We start from the raw sequence: 19,202 nt of genomic DNA, 5'->3' as shown, positions 1-19,202 counted from the left end.
GCCCGTGACAATGGACAACACTAGACGGCAGGTCTCCTGGCTCACGAATATCTGCTGTTCATCTGCCTTCCCGCGCTTCTCCGGCACAGTGGCATGACGCTTTCAACGTCACGAGGATGAACGGCAATCCGCTTACAGTTGCGGGGGCAGCCACGGTCTTGGCCCCTTTTCGGGTCGTCCTCACCGTGTTCCCTATTAATCCCCTTCGCTCTCGGTCGGGGAACCGTCGTTACACTATTACGTTGACCCGATGTCGCCGTCAAGCAGGTCTCGATGGCTATTTCCAACGCACGGTTTTCAAACGATTCGAAAGCCCGTTATTTAAATTGCGGCCAAACTATCGTCGCATGCGCTGGCCTATTGAATTTGTTTTCGCTAATCTCCATGTAGTTTTCTCCCGCTAGAGGAGCGGGACTTTGGGGAGGTCCGCCGGGAGGCGGCATACATTCTATCTGGGAGGACATATGCGTAGATTTATTCTGGCCCTGACGTCGGTAGCGGCGTTGGCTATGGCAGGCTCTGCTTCCGCAGAAGACTACAAGGTGCTGGCGCCTGCGGCTCCAGGCGGCGGCTGGGACCAGACGGCGCGCACGATGCAGAGCGCGCTTCAGGACGAAAAGATTTCCGGCAGCGTGCAGGTCATCAACGTTCCGGGCGCTGGTGGCACCATCGGCCTTGCCCAGTTCGTGAACCAGAACAAGGGCGACCCAAGCCAGCTCATCGTCGGTGGCTATGTCATGGTCGGCGCTATCCTGACCAACAAATCGCCGGTCACGCTCGACGCCATCACGCCGATTGCACGCCTCACCGGTGAATATGAAGCCATCGTCGTGCCTGCTGCTTCCGACATCCAGAACCTTGGCGACCTTGCGGCAAAGCTGAAGGCTGATCCGGGCTCCGTTTCGTGGGGCGGCGGTTCTGCGGGCGGCACCGATCACATCACCGCTGGCCTCTTTGCCAAGGCAGCAGGCGTCGACCCGACCAAGGTCAATTACATCGCCTTCTCGGGCGGCGGCGAAGCACTGGCAGCCATTCTCGGCAATCAGGTAACCGTCGGCATTTCCGGCTATGGCGAATTCGACGCCCAGATCAAGGCCGGTACGCTACGCATCATTGGCATTTCGAGCGACGAGCGCGTGGAAGGCATCGACGCACCGACCTTCAAGGAAGGCGGCGTGGACGTTTCTATCCAGAACTGGCGCATGGTGGCCGCTGCTCCCGGCATCACTGCCGAACAGGAAGCTGCCATCAATGCCGATATCGAGAAAATGGTGAAGTCGGAATCCTGGCAGAAGGCTCTGAAAGACAAGGGCTGGGCGGATACCTATCTCGCCGGCCCGGCGTTCAAGGAGCAGCTTGCCAAGGACGTCGCTGCGACTGAAACCATCCTCAAGGAAATCGGCCTCGTCAAATGACAGGAACAGAACCGCAGGAAAAGCGCCGCCCGGAAGGGGCGGCGCCAGATTTCGCCGCTCTTGTCATCGCCCTTGTTCTTGCCGCTGTCGCCATCGCCATTGCCTGGTCGACAACCTATGGAAACGACGTGACGAGCTACTCGCCGGTCGGCCCGAAAACCGTTCCCTATGTCGTCGCAGCCGGATTGTTCGGCCTTGCCATCTGGACCGTATTCGAGGCGCTTCGCGGTGATTTTCCAGAGCGAGAGCATCAGGAGATCGCCCCGATGGCATGGATCATCGGCGGTCTGGCCATCCAGATGCTGACGATGAAGACTGTCGGCTTTTCCTTGTCCACCGGCCTGCTTTTCGCAGCAACCGCACGTGGCTTCGGCTATCGCAAATTCTGGATCAGCGTTCCCGTCGGCATCGTCTTCGCCTTCGTGATCTGGTTCATCTTTGCACGCGGCCTGCAGCTATCGCTGCCGTCCGGCTGGCTCGAACAATTCGTTTAGAGCATTCCCAGTTTTGACTGAAACATTGGAAATGCTCTAAGTCCTTGTTTTGTCGCATTATCCTACGCAAAACCGCTTCGCATTTTTGCTGGAAATGCTTTAAAGGCTCAGTGCCATCATGGATACTGTCGCACTTCTCGCCAACGGACTTCTGGTGGCGCTTGAACCATCGAACCTTCTTTACGCGCTGATCGGTGTCACGCTCGGCACCGCCGTCGGTGTTTTGCCGGGTATCGGCCCTGCACTTACCGTCGCGCTCCTCCTGCCCGTTACCTACAAGCTGGACCCGTCCGGCTCACTCATCATGTTCGCGGGCATTTATTACGGCGGCATGTATGGCGGGTCGACCACATCGATCCTGCTGAATACGCCGGGAGAAAGCGCCTCCATCGTCACCGCATTGGAGGGCAACAAGATGGCCCGGGCCGGGCGTGGCGGACCAGCGCTTGCAACGGCGGCCATCGGCTCGTTCATCGCAGGCCTGCTCGCCACACTGGCGCTTGCCTTTGTCGCACCATGGGTCGTGAAATTCGCCCTGTCCTTCGGACCGTCCGAATATTTCGCGCTCATGCTTCTGGCCTTCATGACGGTCTCGGCAGCATTCGGCGATTCCACGCTTCGCGGATTGACGTCCCTGTTCATCGGACTGGCGCTCGGCCTGATCGGCATCGATCAGCTGACGGGTCAGGCACGTCTCGTCATGGGAACGCCGAACCTGCTCGACGGGATCAATGTCACGACATTGGCGGTGGCGCTGTTCGCCATCGGTGAAACCCTTGCGGTCGTATCGAAGAAGCTTCGACCAGAGGATGAAGTCATCGCGGTCAAGGGTTCCGTCTGGATGACCAAGAATGACTGGAAACGCTCATGGATGCCGTGGTTGCGCGGCACCGCCATCGGCTTTCCAATCGGAGCCATGCCAGCAGGCGGCGCCGACGTGTCGAGCTTCCTTTCCTATTCAGCGGAACGGCAGTTCTCGAAACATCCGGAAGAATTCGGCAAAGGCGCTATCGAAGGCGTTGCGGGACCGGAGGCCGCCAATAACGCTTCGGCTGCGGGCACCCTCGTGCCGCTTCTGACGCTCGGCCTGCCAACCACGGCGACGGCAGCAATCATGCTTGCCGGTTTTCAGCAGTTCGGCCTGCAGCCCGGCCCTCTCCTGTTCGTGACCAATGCCACGCTGGTATGGGGTCTGGTGGCGAGCCTTCTCGTGGCCAATCTGATGCTGCTGGTTCTCAACCTGCCGCTGATCGGCCTGTGGGTGAAGATGCTCACCATCCCGCGCCACTGGCTCTATGCAGGCATTCTGGTTTTCGCAACGCTTGGAACAATCGGTGCGAATGCCTCCACTTCGATGCTGTTCGGCCTGCCGGTCTCATTCGAGCTCGGCCTGCTACTGGCATTCGGTGTGCTGGGCTATGTGCTGCGACGCTTCTCATATCCCATCGCGCCGGTTGTTGTTGGCCTGATCCTCGGGCCAATGGCAGAAAAGAGCCTGCGTCAGGCATTGCAGATCAGTCAGGGCAACCCGATGGCTCTGGTGCATTCCTGGGTATCGATCGTGCTGATCGCACTGGCGATTGCAGCAGTCGTTGTGCCGATGATCATGCGCCAGCGCGGCAAGGGTGCCCTGCTGAGCCAGATGGCAACGGACGAAGACTAAAAACAAAAGCCCCGGAAACCCGGGGCTTTTTTACTCAGATACACATACGCTTACTTGATTGCTCAACCCTGAATACGACGGAACTGGTCAACGTCGATACCAAGCGTCTCAAGGTCCTGGGCAGTAGGCTTCTGACCAGCGCGCACAGCAGCAGAAGCACGAATGGCGCTGCCGAATTGCGCGAATGCACGACCGAAACGATTATTGAAGCGGGTAAACATTTTTCTCTCCATCACGGACACTTCATTGGTCCGTGCCCATGAGATGGGGATCGCACTGACAACTTAGAAGATCGGCATTTGCATGCCAGCCATGCAGTTTCCGCATATTCCTTTCCGCTCAACTTGATCGCGATCAATGCCTTTGGCTCGCTGGCTTGCGAAGCTCTTTTCAACAAAGGAAGGAGCTAAAGAATGTCGAACACCCCCCATACACTTGGAGAAGAGTTTCCCGGCCAGCTCGACGCCATTCACGCATTGAAGGCAAAGGATGCGCATTTTGCCCGCATTCTGGAAGAATACGATTCCGTCAATGACCGCATCCACCGCGCTGAAACGAAGATTGCGCCAGTAAGCCAGGAAGAAGAAACAAACCTGCGCAAACAGCGCCTTGCCCTGAAGGACAGCATCGCCGAAGCGCTCGCCGACGTTTGATCCGTCACTCCGGCAAACTGTTGGCTCGGTAACAGCTCAGGAGCTTTTGTCCTCGACTTTGCTGTTGTCCGGGCCAACCGAGTTTTCCATCCTGCCCACTACGACCAGAACCGTGACGGCAATCAATGTCGCCATGATTGCGATATGCCAGAGGCCCAGACCACTGGCGAGCCCCACTGAGGCTGCAAGCCACATGCCGGCGCCGGTCGTGATGCCGGTTATTTTTCCGCGTGCGAAGATGATGAACCCCGCCGCCAGAAAGGCGACCCCGCTGGTGATTGCTTCAACGAGCCGCGAAGGGTCCATCCGGATATTCTGATCGTTGAATACCGGCACATTGACCAGTTCCAGCGAAACAATCGTGAAGGTAGCGGAGGCGAGACAGACGAGCATATGGGTTTTCAACCCGGCCGGTCGCCGACGCCATTCCCGCTCCAGACCGATAATGGAACCGAGCAGTGTTGCCAGCAGCATCCGCGCCAGAACCACCGGCAAACTGATTACATTCTCATGCGTAAATTCAGCCCAGAATTGTTCCATGCTTCACAACGGGCACCATTGGGTTTGGTTCCGCTATAGACGAATGTACCAACGACGCGCACTCGCAAGCAAACGATCATTTCGCCGACGCCGGTGGGACCGATTCCGTCGTGGCGGGTGGCAGGGAGTTCTCGCCATTAGGCGTATTCTCATCGGGAGAAATAACGGTGCCGTAGATTTCGACCAGCACCCACACGACCAGTGCCGCCGCGATACTGACCAGCAGCACGATGAGAACGGGCTTGCCTTCGCGCCCCTGCCTTGCCTCAGTCGGGTTGACCTGTTTCATGGATCAAATCCTCCTGTTGGTTTCAGCGGCATAAGATTTGCCGCTACAGACCTAATGGCAGGGTAGGCTATTGGTTCCAATTAAAGCATCAAGCGCGCTATCGCATTCCTGCAATTCGCATTAAACTGTTGTTTTTATGAATTTTTCGCAGCTCGACGAACCAGCGTTTTATCGCTGATTTAAACTCGCAACGAATATATGAGAGACAATGGTACGGTCGGTTGGAGTTGAACCAACGACCTCAGGAGCCACAATCCTGCGCTCTAACCAACTGAGCTACGACCGCGTACCTTTGTGTCGGCTGCGTAACGCTCTGGCGTCGCCGACAGGGGGTCACATACGGAGAATCGATCCATATTGCAAGTGATTATAGCTCTCTTTTTTGAGAAATTCCCAATTGCGGGATTCAATATCAAATCCTGCTGTTAACGGTCACCGGCTGGTAACCATTATAGGTGACCGGCTGTGCACAACCCGGATATTGGCCCGAGCCTGTAAAATTGCCTTTCCCGTATTAACTAATGAAACAGAAAATGCAGCCCATACCAAATGGCAATGTGGACCCGCGCCCATAAGAGGCTTATTAACAGGGTGTTAACGAGCACTGCGGGCGGTCGAAAGAACAGGTAAGGACAGGTATGTCAGGATCATACCCCTTCATCGATATTGCCGCGCTGGATTCTATCCGCGAGGGCTTTGCAAAGGGCGATGCGCAGCTCGTGCTGACGCACGACCTGTCGGCAGTGCTTTGGGTCAACGGCCCCGGCGCGAAGCTTTTCGGCTTCGATCGCGTGGAAGACATGATCGGCGGCGGCCTTGATCTGCCCATCGCCACACGCCGGCAGATCGCCTCTTCGAACAGCAATGCGGAGGGTGAAACCCGAACCGTTTCCGTTCGCCTCGGCGGCGGACTGCGTTCCGACCTTACCCGGTTCAGCGTGTCACATATTACGCTTCCCGACGGCGTGTCCGGGCTGCTGCTGACTGCCGATGGCAAGGACGCAGAAGCTGAAGACATCATTTCCGGCCTCAGCGACGACAGCACGCATATTGCGCTGATCGACGCGAACAGCCGGGTGATTGCCGCGAGCCCGCGTTTTGCTGCACTCGACATTTCCTCCACGACGCTGGAAGACCTTGTCATTGAAGCTGCAGATGCGACTGACCGTATCGTCAAGCGCCGCATCCGCGCCGGAAAGCATTCCGTGCCGGGAGCGATTGCGCGACTGACCGATACGCCGCCCATGCATCTTCTTTGCATCATCGGTGATGCTCCCGTCGCGACATTGGAAGCACCCGCCGCTCTGCAGGGTGAGGCCGAAGAAATTCTGGAAGAGATACTTCCAGAGCCTGTGGAGAGCGCAAATACTGAAGATGCTTCCACCGATCAGCAGAAGCCCCGTAGCTTTGTGTTCGAACAGGATGCTCCGCCCGCGCGTTTCATCTGGAAGGTGGGACCGGACGGCACATTCAGCGAAATATCGCCGGACCTTGCCGCGACGATTGGGCCGAATGCGGCTGATGTCGTCGGGCGTCGCTTTGCCGATGTGGCCAATGTCTTCGGCTTCGATCCCGATGGCAGTATTGCGGCACTGCTGGACAAGCGTGACACATGGTCGGGAAAACGGTTGATGTGGCCGGTAGAGGGCACGGATTTGCGCGTGCCGGTCGAGCTTGCCGCCCTGCCCGTTTATTCGCGCGATCGGGAATTTACCGGTTTCCGCGGCTTTGGCCTGGTGCGTCCGGCTGAGGCCGAAAAGGACCCGGAAGAAATCGGGCTGGTGCTTGCAGGCGGCATTCCGCAGGCGCGCAAGCCCGTCAGCGAACCGGTCGAAACGGCAACACCTGTCGAAGACGACGATGTTCTGGCGCTAGGCGAAGAAGTTGCCAATGACGACAGCCCTGTCGCAACGCTGCCCAAGCCGCCGCTGGATATCGCGCCGACACCGGGACGTCGGGAATCCGATAAGGTGATCAGCTTACTGAACGCTTGCGCAGAAGAGAAAGTGGCTGCGGACCAGGCGCGGATGCTGAAGGAACGGGAGCGCGAAGAGCGTCCCGAAGGCGGGCTGACCAAGACCGAGCGCAACGCATTCCGCGAAATTGCTGATCGTCTGCGCAAGCAGGGTCTTGCCAATTCGCGCGCCGAAACCGAAACGGTCGCCATATCGGACGAGACCGTTATTGACAGCTCGCAGCCGGTCGAACATGCCGACGCGAAAGCGCCGCTCATCGACGAAGTTACCGCCGACGAAGCATCACTTCCGTCATCCGGAATGGCCTATGGAGATGAAACGGCCCTGCTGGCCAATCTGCCTGTGCCGGTCATCATTCATTCGGGCGATAAGATCCATTACGTCAATCAGGCCTTGCTCGATCTCACCGGCTATGAATCGCTTGATGATATTCGCGGTGCGGGTGGCGTCGATGTGCTGTTCAACAGCGAAAGCGACGATGGCGAAACGCGACAGGGCATGGTGTTGCGCCGCGCCAATGGCAGCGAAGAACCTGTCGATGCGCATCTCAACGCCATTTCCTGGCGCGAAGGCCGCGCACTCATGCTGAGCCTGATGCCGGTGGCAGCTGCACCGGTATCCGTTGAAGCCGTTGCCGCCCCGGCTGAAGCGCCGGTTGCGATCGACAAGGACGACGAGAAGCAGGCACTTGCGGATCATGTCGAGGAACTGAAGACCATTCTCGACACGGCGACGGATGGCGTTGTCCTTATTGACCCTGAAGGCCGCATCCGCTCGATGAACCATTCGGCCTCGGCTCTCTTCGGCTATGAACGCGACGAGACGGAAGGCAAGTTCTTTTCTATGCTGTTTGCCATCGAAAGCCAGCGCGCCGCCATGGACTATCTGCACGGCCTTTCCGGCAACGGCGTTCTGAGTGTCCTCAATGATGGGCGCGAAGTGATCGGCCGCGAAGCCAAGGGCGGCTTTATTCCGCTGTTCATGACCATCGGCAAACTGCCGCACACGCGTGGGTTCTGCGCCGTCCTGCGGGACATCACGCAGTGGAAACGCACCGAGGAAGAACTAACCAATGCGCGCAAGGAAGCTGAACGCGCTTCAAGCCAGAAAACAGAGTTTCTGGCACGCATCAGCCACGAAATCCGCACGCCGCTCAATGCAATCATCGGTTTTTCCGAGCTGATGGCCGACGAGAAGTTCGGCTCCATCGGCAATGATCGCTACCGGGATTACCTGCGCGACATTAACCGTTCCGGCAATCACGTGCTGGCATTGGTCAACGATCTGCTCGACATTTCAAAGATCGAAGCTGGTGCTCTCGACATGCAGTTTGAAGCGGTCTCACTCAACGATGCCATTGCCGAAGCCATCGCACTGATGCAACCGCAGGCCAATCGGGAGCGCGTCATCATCCGCTCAAGCTTCCAATCCAACTTGCCCGACATCGTTGCCGATACGCGTTCGATCAAGCAGGTGGCCCTGAACCTTCTGTCCAACGCTGTGCGCTTCACGGCTCCGGGCGGTCAGGTGATCGTATCGACAAGCTATGAAATGAACGGCGATGTCGTGATGCGGGTGCGCGATACCGGCATCGGCATGACCAAATCTGAGGTCGAGCAGGCGCTGAAACCATTCCGGCAGGTCAACGCGCTGGAACGCCGCAAGGCCGAGACCGCGAAGGACTGGCGCAGCGAAGGCACCGGGCTGGGCCTGCCCCTAACAAAAGCCATGGTAGAAGCCAATCGGGCGCAATTTGCCATCGATTCCACTCCGGGACACGGAACGGTGGTCGAGATTGCCTTCCCGCCGACACGCGTACTGGCTGACTGATCGGCACCTTGAAAGGCTAAAGAACCTCCCCTTGCGGGAGGTTTTTTCATGTCCTGATTCAACTCAAAAAAAAGCGCCGGACGAACCGGCGCTATCAGAATCTCAGAGACAAAGGACACAAAAGCAATTCGCAACGGAGCACCGGAAACGGCAGCTCGATCATCACTCAGTGTTGCATTCCTTATCGCGTGAAGCCGGTTAACGACGCCTTAAGTTCTTCGTTCAGAATTTACGCATTAGTAGCGACTGTAAAATCGGGGTTAATTTCCGCGCAGCAATTGATTAACCATAGGAAAGAAGCAGCGCTGTTGATTTGATTCCGTTCTCTGCAACCGTAGACGACTTATCATAAAACTAGCGTCTTTGCTTTGACCCATTGCTGGTTTACAGCTTGAAATATGTCGCGCAAAAGTGCTCAGCAGTTTTGCGATAACGATATGCAGAAAAACGAATACCGAGGCGCGGCGCGAAGAAAAAACGTGGCGTGTTTCTATGAAACTTCACTGATTGGATGGTTGATGCGCTGGCCCCGATTTACGCGCCTCATAATTGCGCTCGTCATTCTCTGCGCCGCGGCTGCAGCAACCTTGCTGGCCGTGGTGCCTTTTATTGTCTCTACCGATGCCATCCGTATCCGCGTTGCACAGGAAATCAGCGCCTGGACCGGCTATAGCGTTGAACTGCGACAAGCCCCTCGCCTGGAGGTGTTCCCCGTTCTGCGCGCATCGTTGAACGGCGTGACGCTCAGCAAACTTACCGATCAGGGTCAGAAACCACTCATGAGCGCTGATCGCATCGATGTGGAGCTTTCTCCGCTCGATGCTATCATGGGACATATCTCGTTTTCCGAAACGCAGATCGTCCGTCCGCATGTAAACCTCGACGGACCGATTTCGAATTTCTCACAGCTCCTCGACGCCATCGCCAATTCCAACGGACGCCTCGGCACCGCGATCCGTGCGCAGCGCGCCCTGCAGAAAGACGGTTCCGGGGATAATGCACAGGCAACGCAGCAGGCTTCACAACCGTTTGGCCGTGTCGTGGTTCGTGATGGGACGATTGCCTTCAACCGTCCGGATAGCGAGCCGGAAATCACCAGTGACGAGCAGATAACCGATGTCAACGCAACACTGGAATGGCCGCGCACATCAAGCGCCGCAACGCTGAAGGGCAGCGCCAAATGGCGCGAAGAGACCTCCCAGTTCAGCCTGACTGCCGCACAAGCGCTGCCGCTTCTGGCGGGCGGCACATCGGATGTGACCGCAAGCCTGACCGCCAATCCGCTAAGCCTCACATTTCAGGGCAAGGCGAATATTTCCAAGGATCGTTTTTTCGAAGGCGATCTGACTGCCAAAACCCCGTCACTCAGCGGCGCGGTACGCTGGCTCAGCCTTCCGCCAATTGCGGGCAGCGCCGAAATTGGTGCATTCTCGCTGGAATCCACCATAACCGCGACACCGAAACGGCTGAAATTCGCCGATGTGGAAATGACCGCCAGCGACAGCCCGGCCAAGGGCGTGATCGAGATCGGTCTGGAACAGGAACAGCCTGCGGTAACCGGAACACTGGCTTTCGACAAGCTTGACCTTGGTCGCCTGTTTTCAGCCTTCATTCCACTGCCCGATAGCGGCGCGCGCTCGCCGAACGAGCGCAACAATCACGACCGCGACGTGGTCGATACGAGCTTCATTGATCGCGCAGAAGTCGACCTTCGCCTTTCCGCGCAGAGTGCCACGGCGGGCCCGGTGAACATGACGGGTGTAGCTGCTGCGGTTCAGATACGAGGCGGACGTGCCATCTTCGACATCGGCGACGCCAAAGCCTTCAACGGCATCATGCAAGCCAATGTGCAGATCGTGCGTGACCTGAAAAGTGCGAGCGGCGAATTGCGTTTCAACGCCTCGGATATCGACAGTTCGCAGTTCTTTACGGCACTTGGCTTCGACAAGCCTTTCGTAAGCGGCAAAGGCAATGTTTCCCTGTTCATGAAAGGTCCGGCCAATCGCTGGTCCGGCCTTTTGACCAACGCGCAGGGCAATGTTTCCATCCAGCTCAACAATGGTCAGATGCAGGGCTTTGCCGTGCAGGATTTTCTGACCAAGGCGCAGAGCCAGCGCTTCTTCGCTCTGGAGCGGAAGGAAAACGTCGCGCTTGCCTTCAATCGTCTGGATGTGAAAGCCAATCTGTCCGATGGTGTGGCGACGCTGGAAAATGCGCGTCTTGACACTTCCGATGGCACGCTGACGCTGGCAGGCATTGTGCCTTTCGTGGATCGCAGTCTGGCGCTGAGTGGCGAAGTCGTTTTCCCGAACAGCCAGCCGCAGCAGCCACAGGAAGGCAGCACAGACGGTCCGGATAGCCAGCCGCCAGCCGAAACTCCGCCCGCCAAGCCGCCGCTCAATTTCTTCGTCGGCGGCTCGTGGGATCGGCCATTTATTTCACCGTCATCCATGGGAACGGGGCAGTAAGCCCCGTTTTTCATTATCCCATACGGAATGCCGCCTGCTCGTCGCGGCGGCGCTGCACTTCGCGACGCTTGTTGACGACCGAGGCGATGATGACACCGATCGTCACCAGCGCGATCAGGATTGTACAGACAGCGTTGATTTCCGGCGTCACACCAAGGCGCACCTGGCTGTAGATCTTCATCGGCAGCGTGGTTGCGCCCGGACCAGAGGTAAAGCTTGCAATCACCAGATCGTCGAGCGACAGGGTGAATGCAAGCATCCAGCCTGAAACCACGGCAGGCAGGATAACCGGCAGAGTTACCTTCATGAAGGTCGTGACCGGCGGCGCACCCAGATCCATTGCTGCTTCTTCCAGCGAACGATCAAAGCTCACCAGACGTGACTGCACGACGACCGCCACGAAACACATCGAAAAGGTGATGTGTGCAAGCGTCACCGTCCAGAAGCCACGGTCGAAATTCATCGCCACGAACAGCAGCAGCAATGAAAGACCGGTGATGACATCCGGCATGACCAGCGGTGCGTAAACCATGCCCGAAAACAGGATGCGTCCGCGAAAGCGCGTATAACGTGTCAGCGCCAGCGCTGCGAGCGTACCCAGAACCGTCGCAATCGTTGCGGACAGAAGGCCGACGCGGATCGTCACCCATGCCGCATCCATCAGCGCCTGATTGCGAAACAGCTCGACATACCATTTGGTCGAGAATCCGGCCCAGACCGTGACCAGTCGGGATTCGTTGAACGAGTAGATAACCAGCAGGACGATGGGCAGATAGAGGAAGGCAAAGCCCAGAGCCACCGATGCGATATTGAAGCGGGACCAGTTGTTCTGCATCCTATTTCCCCTTTTCCTGCGCCCGCGCCTGCGCCTGCTGGAAAATTACGATCGGAATGATCAGCAGGATCAGGAGCACCACAGCCACCGCCGACGAGACCGGCCAGTCGCGATTGGAGAAGAACTCACTCCAGATCGTCTTACCGATCATGAGTGTCTGCGAACCACCGAGAAGGTCCGGAATGACGAACTCACCTACGGCCGGAATGAACACGAGGAAACAACCGGCCAGCACACCCGCCAGCGACAACGGGAAGGTGATTTTCCAGAAGGCGGCAAACGGTGTGCAGCCCAGGTCCTGCGCCGCTTCGATGAGCGAATAGTCCATCTTTTCCAGCGAGGAATAGATCGGCAACACCATGAACGGCAGATAGGAATAAACGATCCCGATGAAGATGGCCGTATCGGTATTGAGAATATTGAGCGGCGTATCGATGACGTTGAGCCACATCAGAAACTGATTGAGCAGGCCTTCCGGCTTCAAAATGCCGATCCATGCATAGACGCGGATCAGAAACGAAGTCCAGAACGGCAGGATCACCAGCATCAGCAATGTCGGACGGATTGTCGTTGGCGCGCGCGCCATGCCATAGGCCATCGGATAGGCGACAAGCAAGGTCAGGAAGGTGGAGATAGCCGCAATGCGAACACTGGACAGATAGGCTTTGTAATAAAGCGGATCATCCAACAGCCAGAGATAATTGTCGAAGGAGAGTTGTTTGATTTTCTCCCACGTTGCTGCGAACCCCTGTGCCAGATCGAAAGTTGGCATATAGGCCGGGATCGCCATCGCGACTTCCGACAGGGAAATCTTGAAGACGATGAAGAACGGGACCAGAAAGAATACCAGCAGCCAGAGATAAGGCACTGCGATGACGAGACGGCTGGCAATGGAAGCGACGAGCTTCTGCATGGTGGCCTCCTCAGGCGGTCAGCACCAGACCGGCATCGGTATCGAAGGAAACCCAGACGCGCTCGTCATAGGTCAGCGGATTTTCCGTCTTGCGCACGGCATTGAGGCTTGCAGCCTTGATCGTGCGCCCATTTTCCAGCCGCACATGGAACACCGTCATATCGCCGAAATAAGCGATATCCCAAAGCTCACCTTCCACCGCATTGACCGACGCATCGTCCGGCTTTTCGCGTGTGATGCGTGTCTTTTCAGGACGCACCGCATACCAGACCTTCTGGCCCGGATCGAGTTCTTCGCGGGTCTCGGTCTGAATGTGAAAGCCGAATTTTTCCGTGGCGATTTCTGCCTCGCCGTTCGCGGCTTTCACCACTTCGCCTTCGATGATGTTCACATTGCCGATGAAGTCAGCCACGAATTTGGAGCGCGGCGCCTCATAGACTTCCGCCGGCGTCGCCACCTGCTTGATGCGGCCCTTGTCCATCACCGCGATGCGGTCGGACATGGTCATTGCTTCTTCCTGATCGTGGGTGACGACCATGAAGGTCATGCCAAGCTTGACCTGCAAATCCATCAGTTCGAACTGGGTCTCCTCGCGCAGCTTCTTGTCGAGCGCGCCGAGCGGCTCATCCAGCAGCAACACCTTGGGGCGCTTGGCAACGGAGCGGGCAAGCGCCACGCGCTGGCGCTGGCCGCCGGACAACTGATGTGGCTTGCGCTTGCCATATTGCTCCAGCTTCACGAGCTTGAGCATTTCGGCCACGCGCGCGTCTATTTCCGATTTCGCCATACCGTCCTGCTTGAGGCCGAAAGCGATATTATTCTCGACCGTCATATGCGGAAACAGCGCATAGGACTGGAACATCATGTTGACCGGGCGCTTATAGGGCGGGATGCCGCGCATATCCTGGCCGTCGAGCGTGATACGGCCCGATGTCGGCTCCTCAAAGCCTGCCAGCATGCGCATCAGCGTGGTCTTGCCACAGCCGGAAGCCCCCAGCAACGCAAAGAACTCGCGATTGAAAACATTGAGCGACAGATCATCGACGGCGGTAAAATCGCCGAATATTTTCGTCACATTCTCAAAAGAAATGAAGGGCTTGGCCGCCGGATCGTTCCAGGGCGCAAATTTGCGGCGAAAACTGCCAAAAGATTCCATTCCGTTCCCCTATCCGATCTACCCGGAACCAAAAGCCTGTCTATAAAGCGGGACCGCTCTCGATAATTATGCTGTATTACAAGACGCAGAGCGGCCCTCCGTCTGCACAGTGGGCCGCTCTTCACGATGTCGGGCGGGACATATCGGTCCCATAGTATTTCGGCTCTTACTGGCCGGTGACGATCTTGGTCCAAGCGCGGGTGACCACGCGCTGGGTCTTGGTGTCATAAGGCGTGGGCACGAACAGCTTCTTCATGACGTCTTCGGTCGGATAGATTTCCGGATCGTCAAGAATTTCCTTGTCGATGAACTCCTGCGAGGCCTTGTTGCCATTGGCATAGAACACGTAGTTCGAAGCCTTGGCAGCCACTTCCGGACGCATCATGTAATTCATGAATTCAAGCGCTTCCGGCACATGCTTGGCGTCTGCCGGGATCGCCATCTGGTCGAACCAGATCAGCGCGCCTTCCTTCGGGATCGAATAGCCGATCTCGACGCCCTGCTTTGCTTTTTCAGCACGATCACGTGCCTGGAAGATATCGCCCGAGTAACCGATGGCCATGCAGATATCGCCATTGGCCAGCGCATTGATATATTCAGACGAGTGGAACTTGCGGATATTCGGGCGGATCTTCAGATAAAGATCCTGAGCCTTCTGCAAATCATCCGGCGACGGCGAATTCGGGTCGAGACCCAGATAATTCAAAGCCGGACGCAGCATTTCGCTGGCAGAATCAAGAAGATAGATGCCGCAACCTTTAAGCTTCGCAGACTTTTCCGGGTCGAAAAGCACGTCCCAGGAGTCGATCGTGTCGGTGCCGAGCGCTTCCTTGATCTTGGCCTTGTTGTAGCCAATGCCGGTCGTGCCCCACATGTAGTTGACGGAATATTCGTTGCCCGGATCGTAGGTTGCCGCGCGGTTGGAGATTTCATCCCACATGTTCTTGAGGTTCGGCAGCTTGTCCTTGTCGAGTTTCAGGAACACGCCTGCCGGAATCTGACGGCCAAGGAATTCGCCCGATGGCACCACGAGATCGTAGCCGCTGCCACCGGCCAGAAGCTTGGTCTCCAGAATTTCGTTGGAGTCGTAAACGTCGTAGACGACCTTGATCCCGGTTTCCTTGGTGAAATCCTTGAGAATGGAGTCGTCGATATAATCCGACCAGTTATAGATATTGACCACCCGCTCCTGCGCGCTCGCGGAAAATGTGGCAGCCGCTACAAAGCCCGTCACGACGGTCGTTGCCAGAAGGAAGGATTTGATCCCCATCATTTGCTCCAATCTGCACGATAAATTCCGGTGCAGGTTCAAGGTGGATATACTGTTTCTTTATTGCACTTTTTTAGATTGCACAGCATTCGTCAACAGGGTCGTGACAGGACGAACATAAAAATTGCATCGCAGGCCCCATCCGCCCCCATCCGTGGGGCAATGAGATTTCGGTTATGCCTGACAAACACCAGCTTACTATTGGAAGTCGAAGGCCGATATCCCCGCCACCATCTCATCCAGCCCGAGCGGACGTGTCAGCGGTGGCTCGGCACGAGTGATGCAGCCCTGCCTTTCGCACAGACGACAGGCCGGACCGATCTCGGTATTACCAGCCTTTGAAAGTGACGCGCCATAGACTGTGTCGGCCCCCGCTTCCAACGCACAACCAAGCAACAGCGCTGTCCGGCGCGGACGCTCGCTGAATGCGCCCTGCGGCCCCTCCAGCGTGCGGGCAATTGTCAGGAAAGCCGAGCCGTCCGGCAGTTCCGCCGGTTCCACCAGCACCTGCCCTGCCTGAGCGAAAGCCGCATAGACCGGCAGCTTGGGGCATTGACCGCCGAAGCGGGTCGGAAAACCTTCCGCCCCTGCAACGCGCAGTCGATTGCCTGCATGATCGATTTCCATCACGAAGAAGGGCAGCGCACTTGCCCCCTGTCGCTGCAAGGTGGTCAGCCGGTTTGCCGCCTGCTGGAATGAAACCCCGAAACGCGTGCGCAGCACATCGACATCATAACGGGCCCGCACAGCTGCATCGCGAAACTGGCGATAGGGCATCATCAAGGCCTGCGCCGCATAGCGCGCCAGTTCGAACCGCGCGATGCGCTTCGCTTCGCCCGACGACAGTTTCAAGCCCTCCGTCTCCGCGCCGATCACCACCTGCATCCGGATCAGCGCCGCCTCCATGGCAATTTCCTGCAGCTGATCGAAGGGCGACAGACGCTCCGAGATGAAAAGCCGCTGCGAATGCCGGTCATAACGCCTGCGCCAGTTCGGCATGGTGGCGACCGGCAACGTGCGAACCGTGATGCCATGCTCGCGGCGCAGCCAGTCCTTCAAGGCGCTGGGTAAATCCCCGTCCGGCTTAAGGAGGGTGTAAAAGCTCTCCGCCTCTTCCTCGATACGCGGATAATGGTTGGCCCGCCGCGCCATCACATCGCGCACTTCATCGAGCGGCAGGCGCGTCGCGGAAAGCTCAGCCCCGCTTCCCTCATGCGACAGCAATTGCGACAAATCGGACAAGCGTTGCTGCTGCTCGCGATAGGCACGGTAAAGCTTCATGATGCCGACGGCAGCATTGGGCGCGGCCTCGCCGATTTCGACCAATTCCTGATCGCCCGGCAGTTCACCGGTCAGAAGTGGATCGGAAAACACTTCCTTCAGCCCCGTGATCGTGGAGCCGCTTTCGGCCTGAAGACTGTCGAGGTCGAGCTTGTAAACACTGGCGAGCTTCAGCAAAAGCTGCACCGTCAGCGGTCGTTGATTGCGCTCGATCAGGTTCAGGTAAGACGGCGAAATACCGAGCGCCTCGGCCATCGCCGTCTGGGTCAAGCCCCGCTCGTTGCGGATGCGCCTGATGCGTGGGCCGGCAAATATCTTGCGTTCGCTCACCTGGTCCTCCCGACCCATAACGGCAGTTTTACAATTCATGACAAAATAGCTGTAAAATTCATCTTTGACAAGATTTACAAATTTACAGTGCCATCCAGTCAAAACTCCGACAGCATTACCTCAATTATAAGCTCTTTTTATTGGTTTTTCTGGCGCACTAACAATCTCGATTGTAAATCTAGTCACAGAAAGAGCGCAGACAAATTGCTCTTCCAGAACCAGTCCAAAGTGTGAGGAGACACCGAAATGACAGATTTTTACAGCCTTATTCCTTCGGCACCAAAGGGTCGCTTCGACGGCATCCAGCGTGCGCATACGGCCGAAGATGTAAAAAGGCTGCGTGGTTCGGTGGAGATCAAGTATTCGCTGGCCGAGATGGGCGCCAACCGCCTCTGGAAGCTGATCCATGAGGAAGATTTCGTCAATGCGCTGGGCGCACTTTCCGGCAATCAGGCCATGCAGATGGTTCGCGCCGGACTGAAGGCAATCTACCTCTCCGGCTGGCAGGTTGCAGCGGATGCGAACACGGCTTCGGCCATGTATCCGGACCAGTCACTCTATCCGGCGAATGCCGCCCCGGAACTGGCAAAGCGCATCAACAAGACGTTGCAGCGTGCCGACCAGATCGAAACCGCCGAAGGCAAGGGGCTTTCGGTCGATACCTGGTTTGCCCCCATCGTTGCCGACGCTGAAGCAGGCTTCGGTGGTCCGCTGAACGCTTTCGAGATCATGAAAGCCTTCATCGAGGCGGGTGCGGCAGGCGTTCACTACGAGGACCAGCTTGCCTCGGAAAAGAAGTGCGGCCATCTTGGCGGCAAGGTTCTGATCCCGACGGCAGCGCACATCCGCAACCTTAACGCGGCGCGTCTGGCTGCTGACGTGATGGGAACGGCAACGCTGGTTATCGCCCGCACGGATGCGGAAGCCGCCAAGCTTCTGACCTCGGACATTGACGAGCGCGACCAGCCCTTCGTCGATTACGATGCGGGCCGCACGGCGGAAGGCTTCTATCAGGTGAAGAACGGCATTGAGCCATGTATCGCCCGTGCGATTGCCTATGCGCCTTATTGCGATCTGATCTGGATGGAAACATCCAAGCCCGATCTCGAGCAGGCTCGTCGCTTCGCGGAAGCCGTGCACAAGGCACATCCGGGCAAGAAGCTCGCTTATAATTGCTCGCCGTCGTTCAACTGGAAGAAGAACCTCGACGATGCCACGATTGCCAAGTTCCAGCGCGAGCTGGGCGCGATGGGCTACAAGTTCCAGTTCATCACGCTGGCCGGTTTCCACCAGCTCAACTTCGGCATGTTCGAACTGGCACGCGGTTACAAGGACCGGCAAATGGCAGCCTATTCCGAACTGCAACAGGCGGAATTTGCAGCCGAAGCCAACGGCTACACCGCGACCAAGCATCAGCGTGAAGTCGGCACCGGCTATTTCGATGCCGTATCGCTCGCAATCACCGGCGGCCAGTCTTCGACCACCGCCATGAAGGAATCGACTGAAACAGCACAGTTCAGACCGGCTGCTGAATAACAGCCCGGCGACAAACAGGAGGAACAGTTCCATGAATTCGCCAGCACGCGTCAAGGAAAGAGCAGAAGAACAATCTTCAAGCATGACCACGGATCAGCAGACCGTTATCCGTATGCTCGCCAACGATCTGCATCGCCTCAACTACACCGTCATGAAGGCGGTCGAGGCAGGCGTTTCCGTGGAGTTGGTCCGCTCGGCCCGGCATCATGGCGGCGACGGCAACTGGGGTGATCTACTGATCCCAGTCATCGTCACCCACGACAAATGATGATGCTTTCGACAATCGCCGTCGCCGCCATGTTCCTTCATTTTGTGTGCCTTCGGCAGCACGGGAACGGCGACGGCAACTGGGGTGATCTATTGATCCCGGTTATCGTCACCCACGACAAATGATGACGGTCCTCGCTCTCATGTTCGCTGCCATGCTCACACACTTCTCTTTTGGCAGCGACACAATGTCCAAACTGGCAGTTGCCCGTAAAATTCGATGAAACAGGGTTGATCTGTCACTCGCTTTATGGTCGGATTTCCTCAACTGACCTCCCCGGCTGGC

The 19,202-nt window shown here is 57.3% G+C and carries 16 protein-coding genes, 1 tRNA gene and 1 riboswitch; of the genes, 8 read left to right on the top strand and 9 right to left on the bottom strand.

Translation table 11 applies throughout. From position 1 onward, the window contains the following. Window positions 1–9 precede the first annotated feature (9 nt). Window positions 10–243: riboswitch (cobalamin riboswitch) on the bottom strand. A gap of 221 nt (window positions 244–464) precedes the next feature. From CES86_RS24200 to CES86_RS24190, 3 genes are all read left to right on the top strand, one after another. After that, window positions 465–1,415: a Bug family tripartite tricarboxylate transporter substrate binding protein gene (locus CES86_RS24200; protein WP_094515615.1), complete on the top strand. Its 951-nt coding sequence runs from the start codon at window positions 465–467 to the stop codon at window positions 1,413–1,415. Further along, window positions 1,412–1,909, top strand: coding sequence for a tripartite tricarboxylate transporter TctB family protein (locus CES86_RS24195; RefSeq protein WP_010659103.1), 498 nt, complete (start codon window positions 1,412–1,414; stop codon window positions 1,907–1,909). The genes CES86_RS24200 and CES86_RS24195 overlap by 4 nt, the downstream gene beginning before the upstream one ends. Window positions 1,910–2,027: 118 nt before the next feature. Beyond that, on the top strand, window positions 2,028–3,572 hold the full coding sequence (locus CES86_RS24190) for a tripartite tricarboxylate transporter permease (protein ID WP_010659104.1): 1,545 nt from the start codon (window positions 2,028–2,030) through the stop codon (window positions 3,570–3,572). A gap of 62 nt (window positions 3,573–3,634) precedes the next feature. On the opposite strand, the gene CES86_RS27640 is transcribed toward CES86_RS24190, so the two are convergent. Continuing rightward, on the bottom strand, window positions 3,635–3,793 hold the full coding sequence (locus CES86_RS27640; protein ID WP_167387152.1) for a hypothetical protein: 159 nt from the start codon (window positions 3,791–3,793) through the stop codon (window positions 3,635–3,637). 192 nt (window positions 3,794–3,985) lie between these two features. Here CES86_RS27640 and CES86_RS24180 point away from each other — a divergent pair, with 192 nt between their 5' ends. Next, a complete protein-coding gene (locus CES86_RS24180; RefSeq protein WP_012093271.1) occupies window positions 3,986–4,225 on the top strand; it encodes a YdcH family protein in 240 nt (79 codons plus the stop codon). Window positions 4,226–4,261: 36 nt separating this feature from the next. On the opposite strand, the gene CES86_RS24175 is transcribed toward CES86_RS24180, so the two are convergent. The 3 genes from CES86_RS24175 to CES86_RS24165 all read right to left on the bottom strand — a co-directional run bounded on the left by CES86_RS24175 (window position 4,262) and on the right by CES86_RS24165 (window position 5,340). Continuing rightward, a complete protein-coding gene (locus tag CES86_RS24175) occupies window positions 4,262–4,765 on the bottom strand; it encodes an MgtC/SapB family protein (RefSeq protein ID WP_012093272.1) in 504 nt (167 codons plus the stop codon). Window positions 4,766–4,841: 76 nt separating this feature from the next. Next, window positions 4,842–5,054: a hypothetical protein gene (locus CES86_RS24170; RefSeq protein ID WP_010659108.1), complete on the bottom strand. Its 213-nt coding sequence runs from the start codon at window positions 5,052–5,054 to the stop codon at window positions 4,842–4,844. Window positions 5,055–5,263: 209 nt separating this feature from the next. Beyond that, window positions 5,264–5,340 (bottom strand) — tRNA-His (locus tag CES86_RS24165). A gap of 352 nt (window positions 5,341–5,692) precedes the next feature. Between CES86_RS24165 and pdhS the strand changes: the two genes are divergently transcribed. Beyond that, window positions 5,693–8,860, top strand: a complete 3,168-nt coding sequence (gene pdhS / locus CES86_RS24160; RefSeq protein ID WP_094515614.1) for a cell-division control histidine kinase PdhS — start codon at window positions 5,693–5,695, stop codon at window positions 8,858–8,860. Window positions 8,861–9,378: 518 nt separating this feature from the next. After that, complete coding sequence (locus CES86_RS24155) at window positions 9,379–11,328, top strand: AsmA family protein (protein WP_094515823.1); 1,950 nt, start codon at window positions 9,379–9,381, stop codon at window positions 11,326–11,328. Window positions 11,329–11,341: 13 nt separating this feature from the next. Here the strand turns inward: CES86_RS24155 and CES86_RS24150 are convergent, their stop codons facing one another. The 5 genes from CES86_RS24150 to CES86_RS24125 all read right to left on the bottom strand — a co-directional run bounded on the left by CES86_RS24150 (window position 11,342) and on the right by CES86_RS24125 (window position 17,113). After that, complete coding sequence (locus tag CES86_RS24150; RefSeq protein ID WP_010659111.1) at window positions 11,342–12,163, bottom strand: ABC transporter permease; 822 nt, start codon at window positions 12,161–12,163, stop codon at window positions 11,342–11,344. A gap of 1 nt (window position 12,164) precedes the next feature. Next, complete coding sequence (locus CES86_RS24145; protein ID WP_010659112.1) at window positions 12,165–13,076, bottom strand: ABC transporter permease subunit; 912 nt, start codon at window positions 13,074–13,076, stop codon at window positions 12,165–12,167. Window positions 13,077–13,086: 10 nt separating this feature from the next. After that, a complete protein-coding gene (locus tag CES86_RS24140) occupies window positions 13,087–14,232 on the bottom strand; it encodes an ABC transporter ATP-binding protein (protein ID WP_012093275.1) in 1,146 nt (381 codons plus the stop codon). A gap of 166 nt (window positions 14,233–14,398) precedes the next feature. After that, on the bottom strand, window positions 14,399–15,502 hold the full coding sequence (locus CES86_RS24135) for a polyamine ABC transporter substrate-binding protein (protein ID WP_010659114.1): 1,104 nt from the start codon (window positions 15,500–15,502) through the stop codon (window positions 14,399–14,401). 198 nt (window positions 15,503–15,700) lie between these two features. After that, complete coding sequence (locus CES86_RS24125; RefSeq protein WP_040128638.1) at window positions 15,701–17,113, bottom strand: helix-turn-helix domain-containing protein; 1,413 nt, start codon at window positions 17,111–17,113, stop codon at window positions 15,701–15,703. Between the two features lie 246 nt (window positions 17,114–17,359). Here CES86_RS24125 and aceA point away from each other — a divergent pair, with 246 nt between their 5' ends. Further along, window positions 17,360–18,649, top strand: coding sequence for an isocitrate lyase (aceA, locus tag CES86_RS24120; protein WP_010659116.1), 1,290 nt, complete (start codon window positions 17,360–17,362; stop codon window positions 18,647–18,649). A 31-nt stretch (window positions 18,650–18,680) separates the two neighbouring features. After that, window positions 18,681–18,917 carry an SMc00767 family acetate metabolism repressor gene (locus tag CES86_RS24115; RefSeq protein WP_010659117.1) on the top strand — a complete coding sequence of 79 codons (237 nt, stop codon included), beginning with the start codon at window positions 18,681–18,683 and terminating at the stop codon, window positions 18,915–18,917. Window positions 18,918–19,202: the final 285 nt, after the last annotated feature.

Source organism: Brucella lupini (assembly GCF_002252535.1).
GTDB classification, from domain to species: domain Bacteria; phylum Pseudomonadota; class Alphaproteobacteria; order Rhizobiales; family Rhizobiaceae; genus Brucella; species Brucella anthropi.
Note: the sequence above shows the minus strand (reverse complement) of the source record. Positions and strands in the feature narration are given on the sequence as shown.

Excerpts from the sequence above, each read along its gene's own strand:
- CES86_RS24135 (WP_010659114.1), bottom strand. The coding sequence starts at position 15,502 with ATGGGGATCAAATCCTTCCTTCTGGCAACGACCGTCGTGACGGGCTTT.
- CES86_RS24195 (WP_010659103.1), top strand. The coding sequence starts at position 1,412 with ATGACAGGAACAGAACCGCAGGAAAAGCGCCGCCCGGAAGGGGCGGCG.
- CES86_RS24115 (WP_010659117.1), top strand. The coding sequence starts at position 18,681 with ATGAATTCGCCAGCACGCGTCAAGGAAAGAGCAGAAGAACAATCTTCA.
- CES86_RS24150 (WP_010659111.1), bottom strand. The coding sequence starts at position 12,163 with ATGCAGAACAACTGGTCCCGCTTCAATATCGCATCGGTGGCTCTGGGC.
- pdhS (WP_094515614.1), top strand. The coding sequence starts at position 5,693 with ATGTCAGGATCATACCCCTTCATCGATATTGCCGCGCTGGATTCTATC.
- CES86_RS24170 (WP_010659108.1), bottom strand. The coding sequence starts at position 5,054 with ATGAAACAGGTCAACCCGACTGAGGCAAGGCAGGGGCGCGAAGGCAAG.
- CES86_RS24140 (WP_012093275.1), bottom strand. The coding sequence starts at position 14,232 with ATGGAATCTTTTGGCAGTTTTCGCCGCAAATTTGCGCCCTGGAACGAT.
- CES86_RS27640 (WP_167387152.1), bottom strand. The coding sequence starts at position 3,793 with ATGTTTACCCGCTTCAATAATCGTTTCGGTCGTGCATTCGCGCAATTC.
- CES86_RS24190 (WP_010659104.1), top strand. The coding sequence starts at position 2,028 with ATGGATACTGTCGCACTTCTCGCCAACGGACTTCTGGTGGCGCTTGAA.
- aceA (WP_010659116.1), top strand. The coding sequence starts at position 17,360 with ATGACAGATTTTTACAGCCTTATTCCTTCGGCACCAAAGGGTCGCTTC.
- CES86_RS24145 (WP_010659112.1), bottom strand. The coding sequence starts at position 13,076 with ATGCAGAAGCTCGTCGCTTCCATTGCCAGCCGTCTCGTCATCGCAGTG.
- CES86_RS24155 (WP_094515823.1), top strand. The coding sequence starts at position 9,379 with ATGCGCTGGCCCCGATTTACGCGCCTCATAATTGCGCTCGTCATTCTC.
- CES86_RS24200 (WP_094515615.1), top strand. The coding sequence starts at position 465 with ATGCGTAGATTTATTCTGGCCCTGACGTCGGTAGCGGCGTTGGCTATG.
- CES86_RS24175 (WP_012093272.1), bottom strand. The coding sequence starts at position 4,765 with ATGGAACAATTCTGGGCTGAATTTACGCATGAGAATGTAATCAGTTTG.
- CES86_RS24180 (WP_012093271.1), top strand. The coding sequence starts at position 3,986 with ATGTCGAACACCCCCCATACACTTGGAGAAGAGTTTCCCGGCCAGCTC.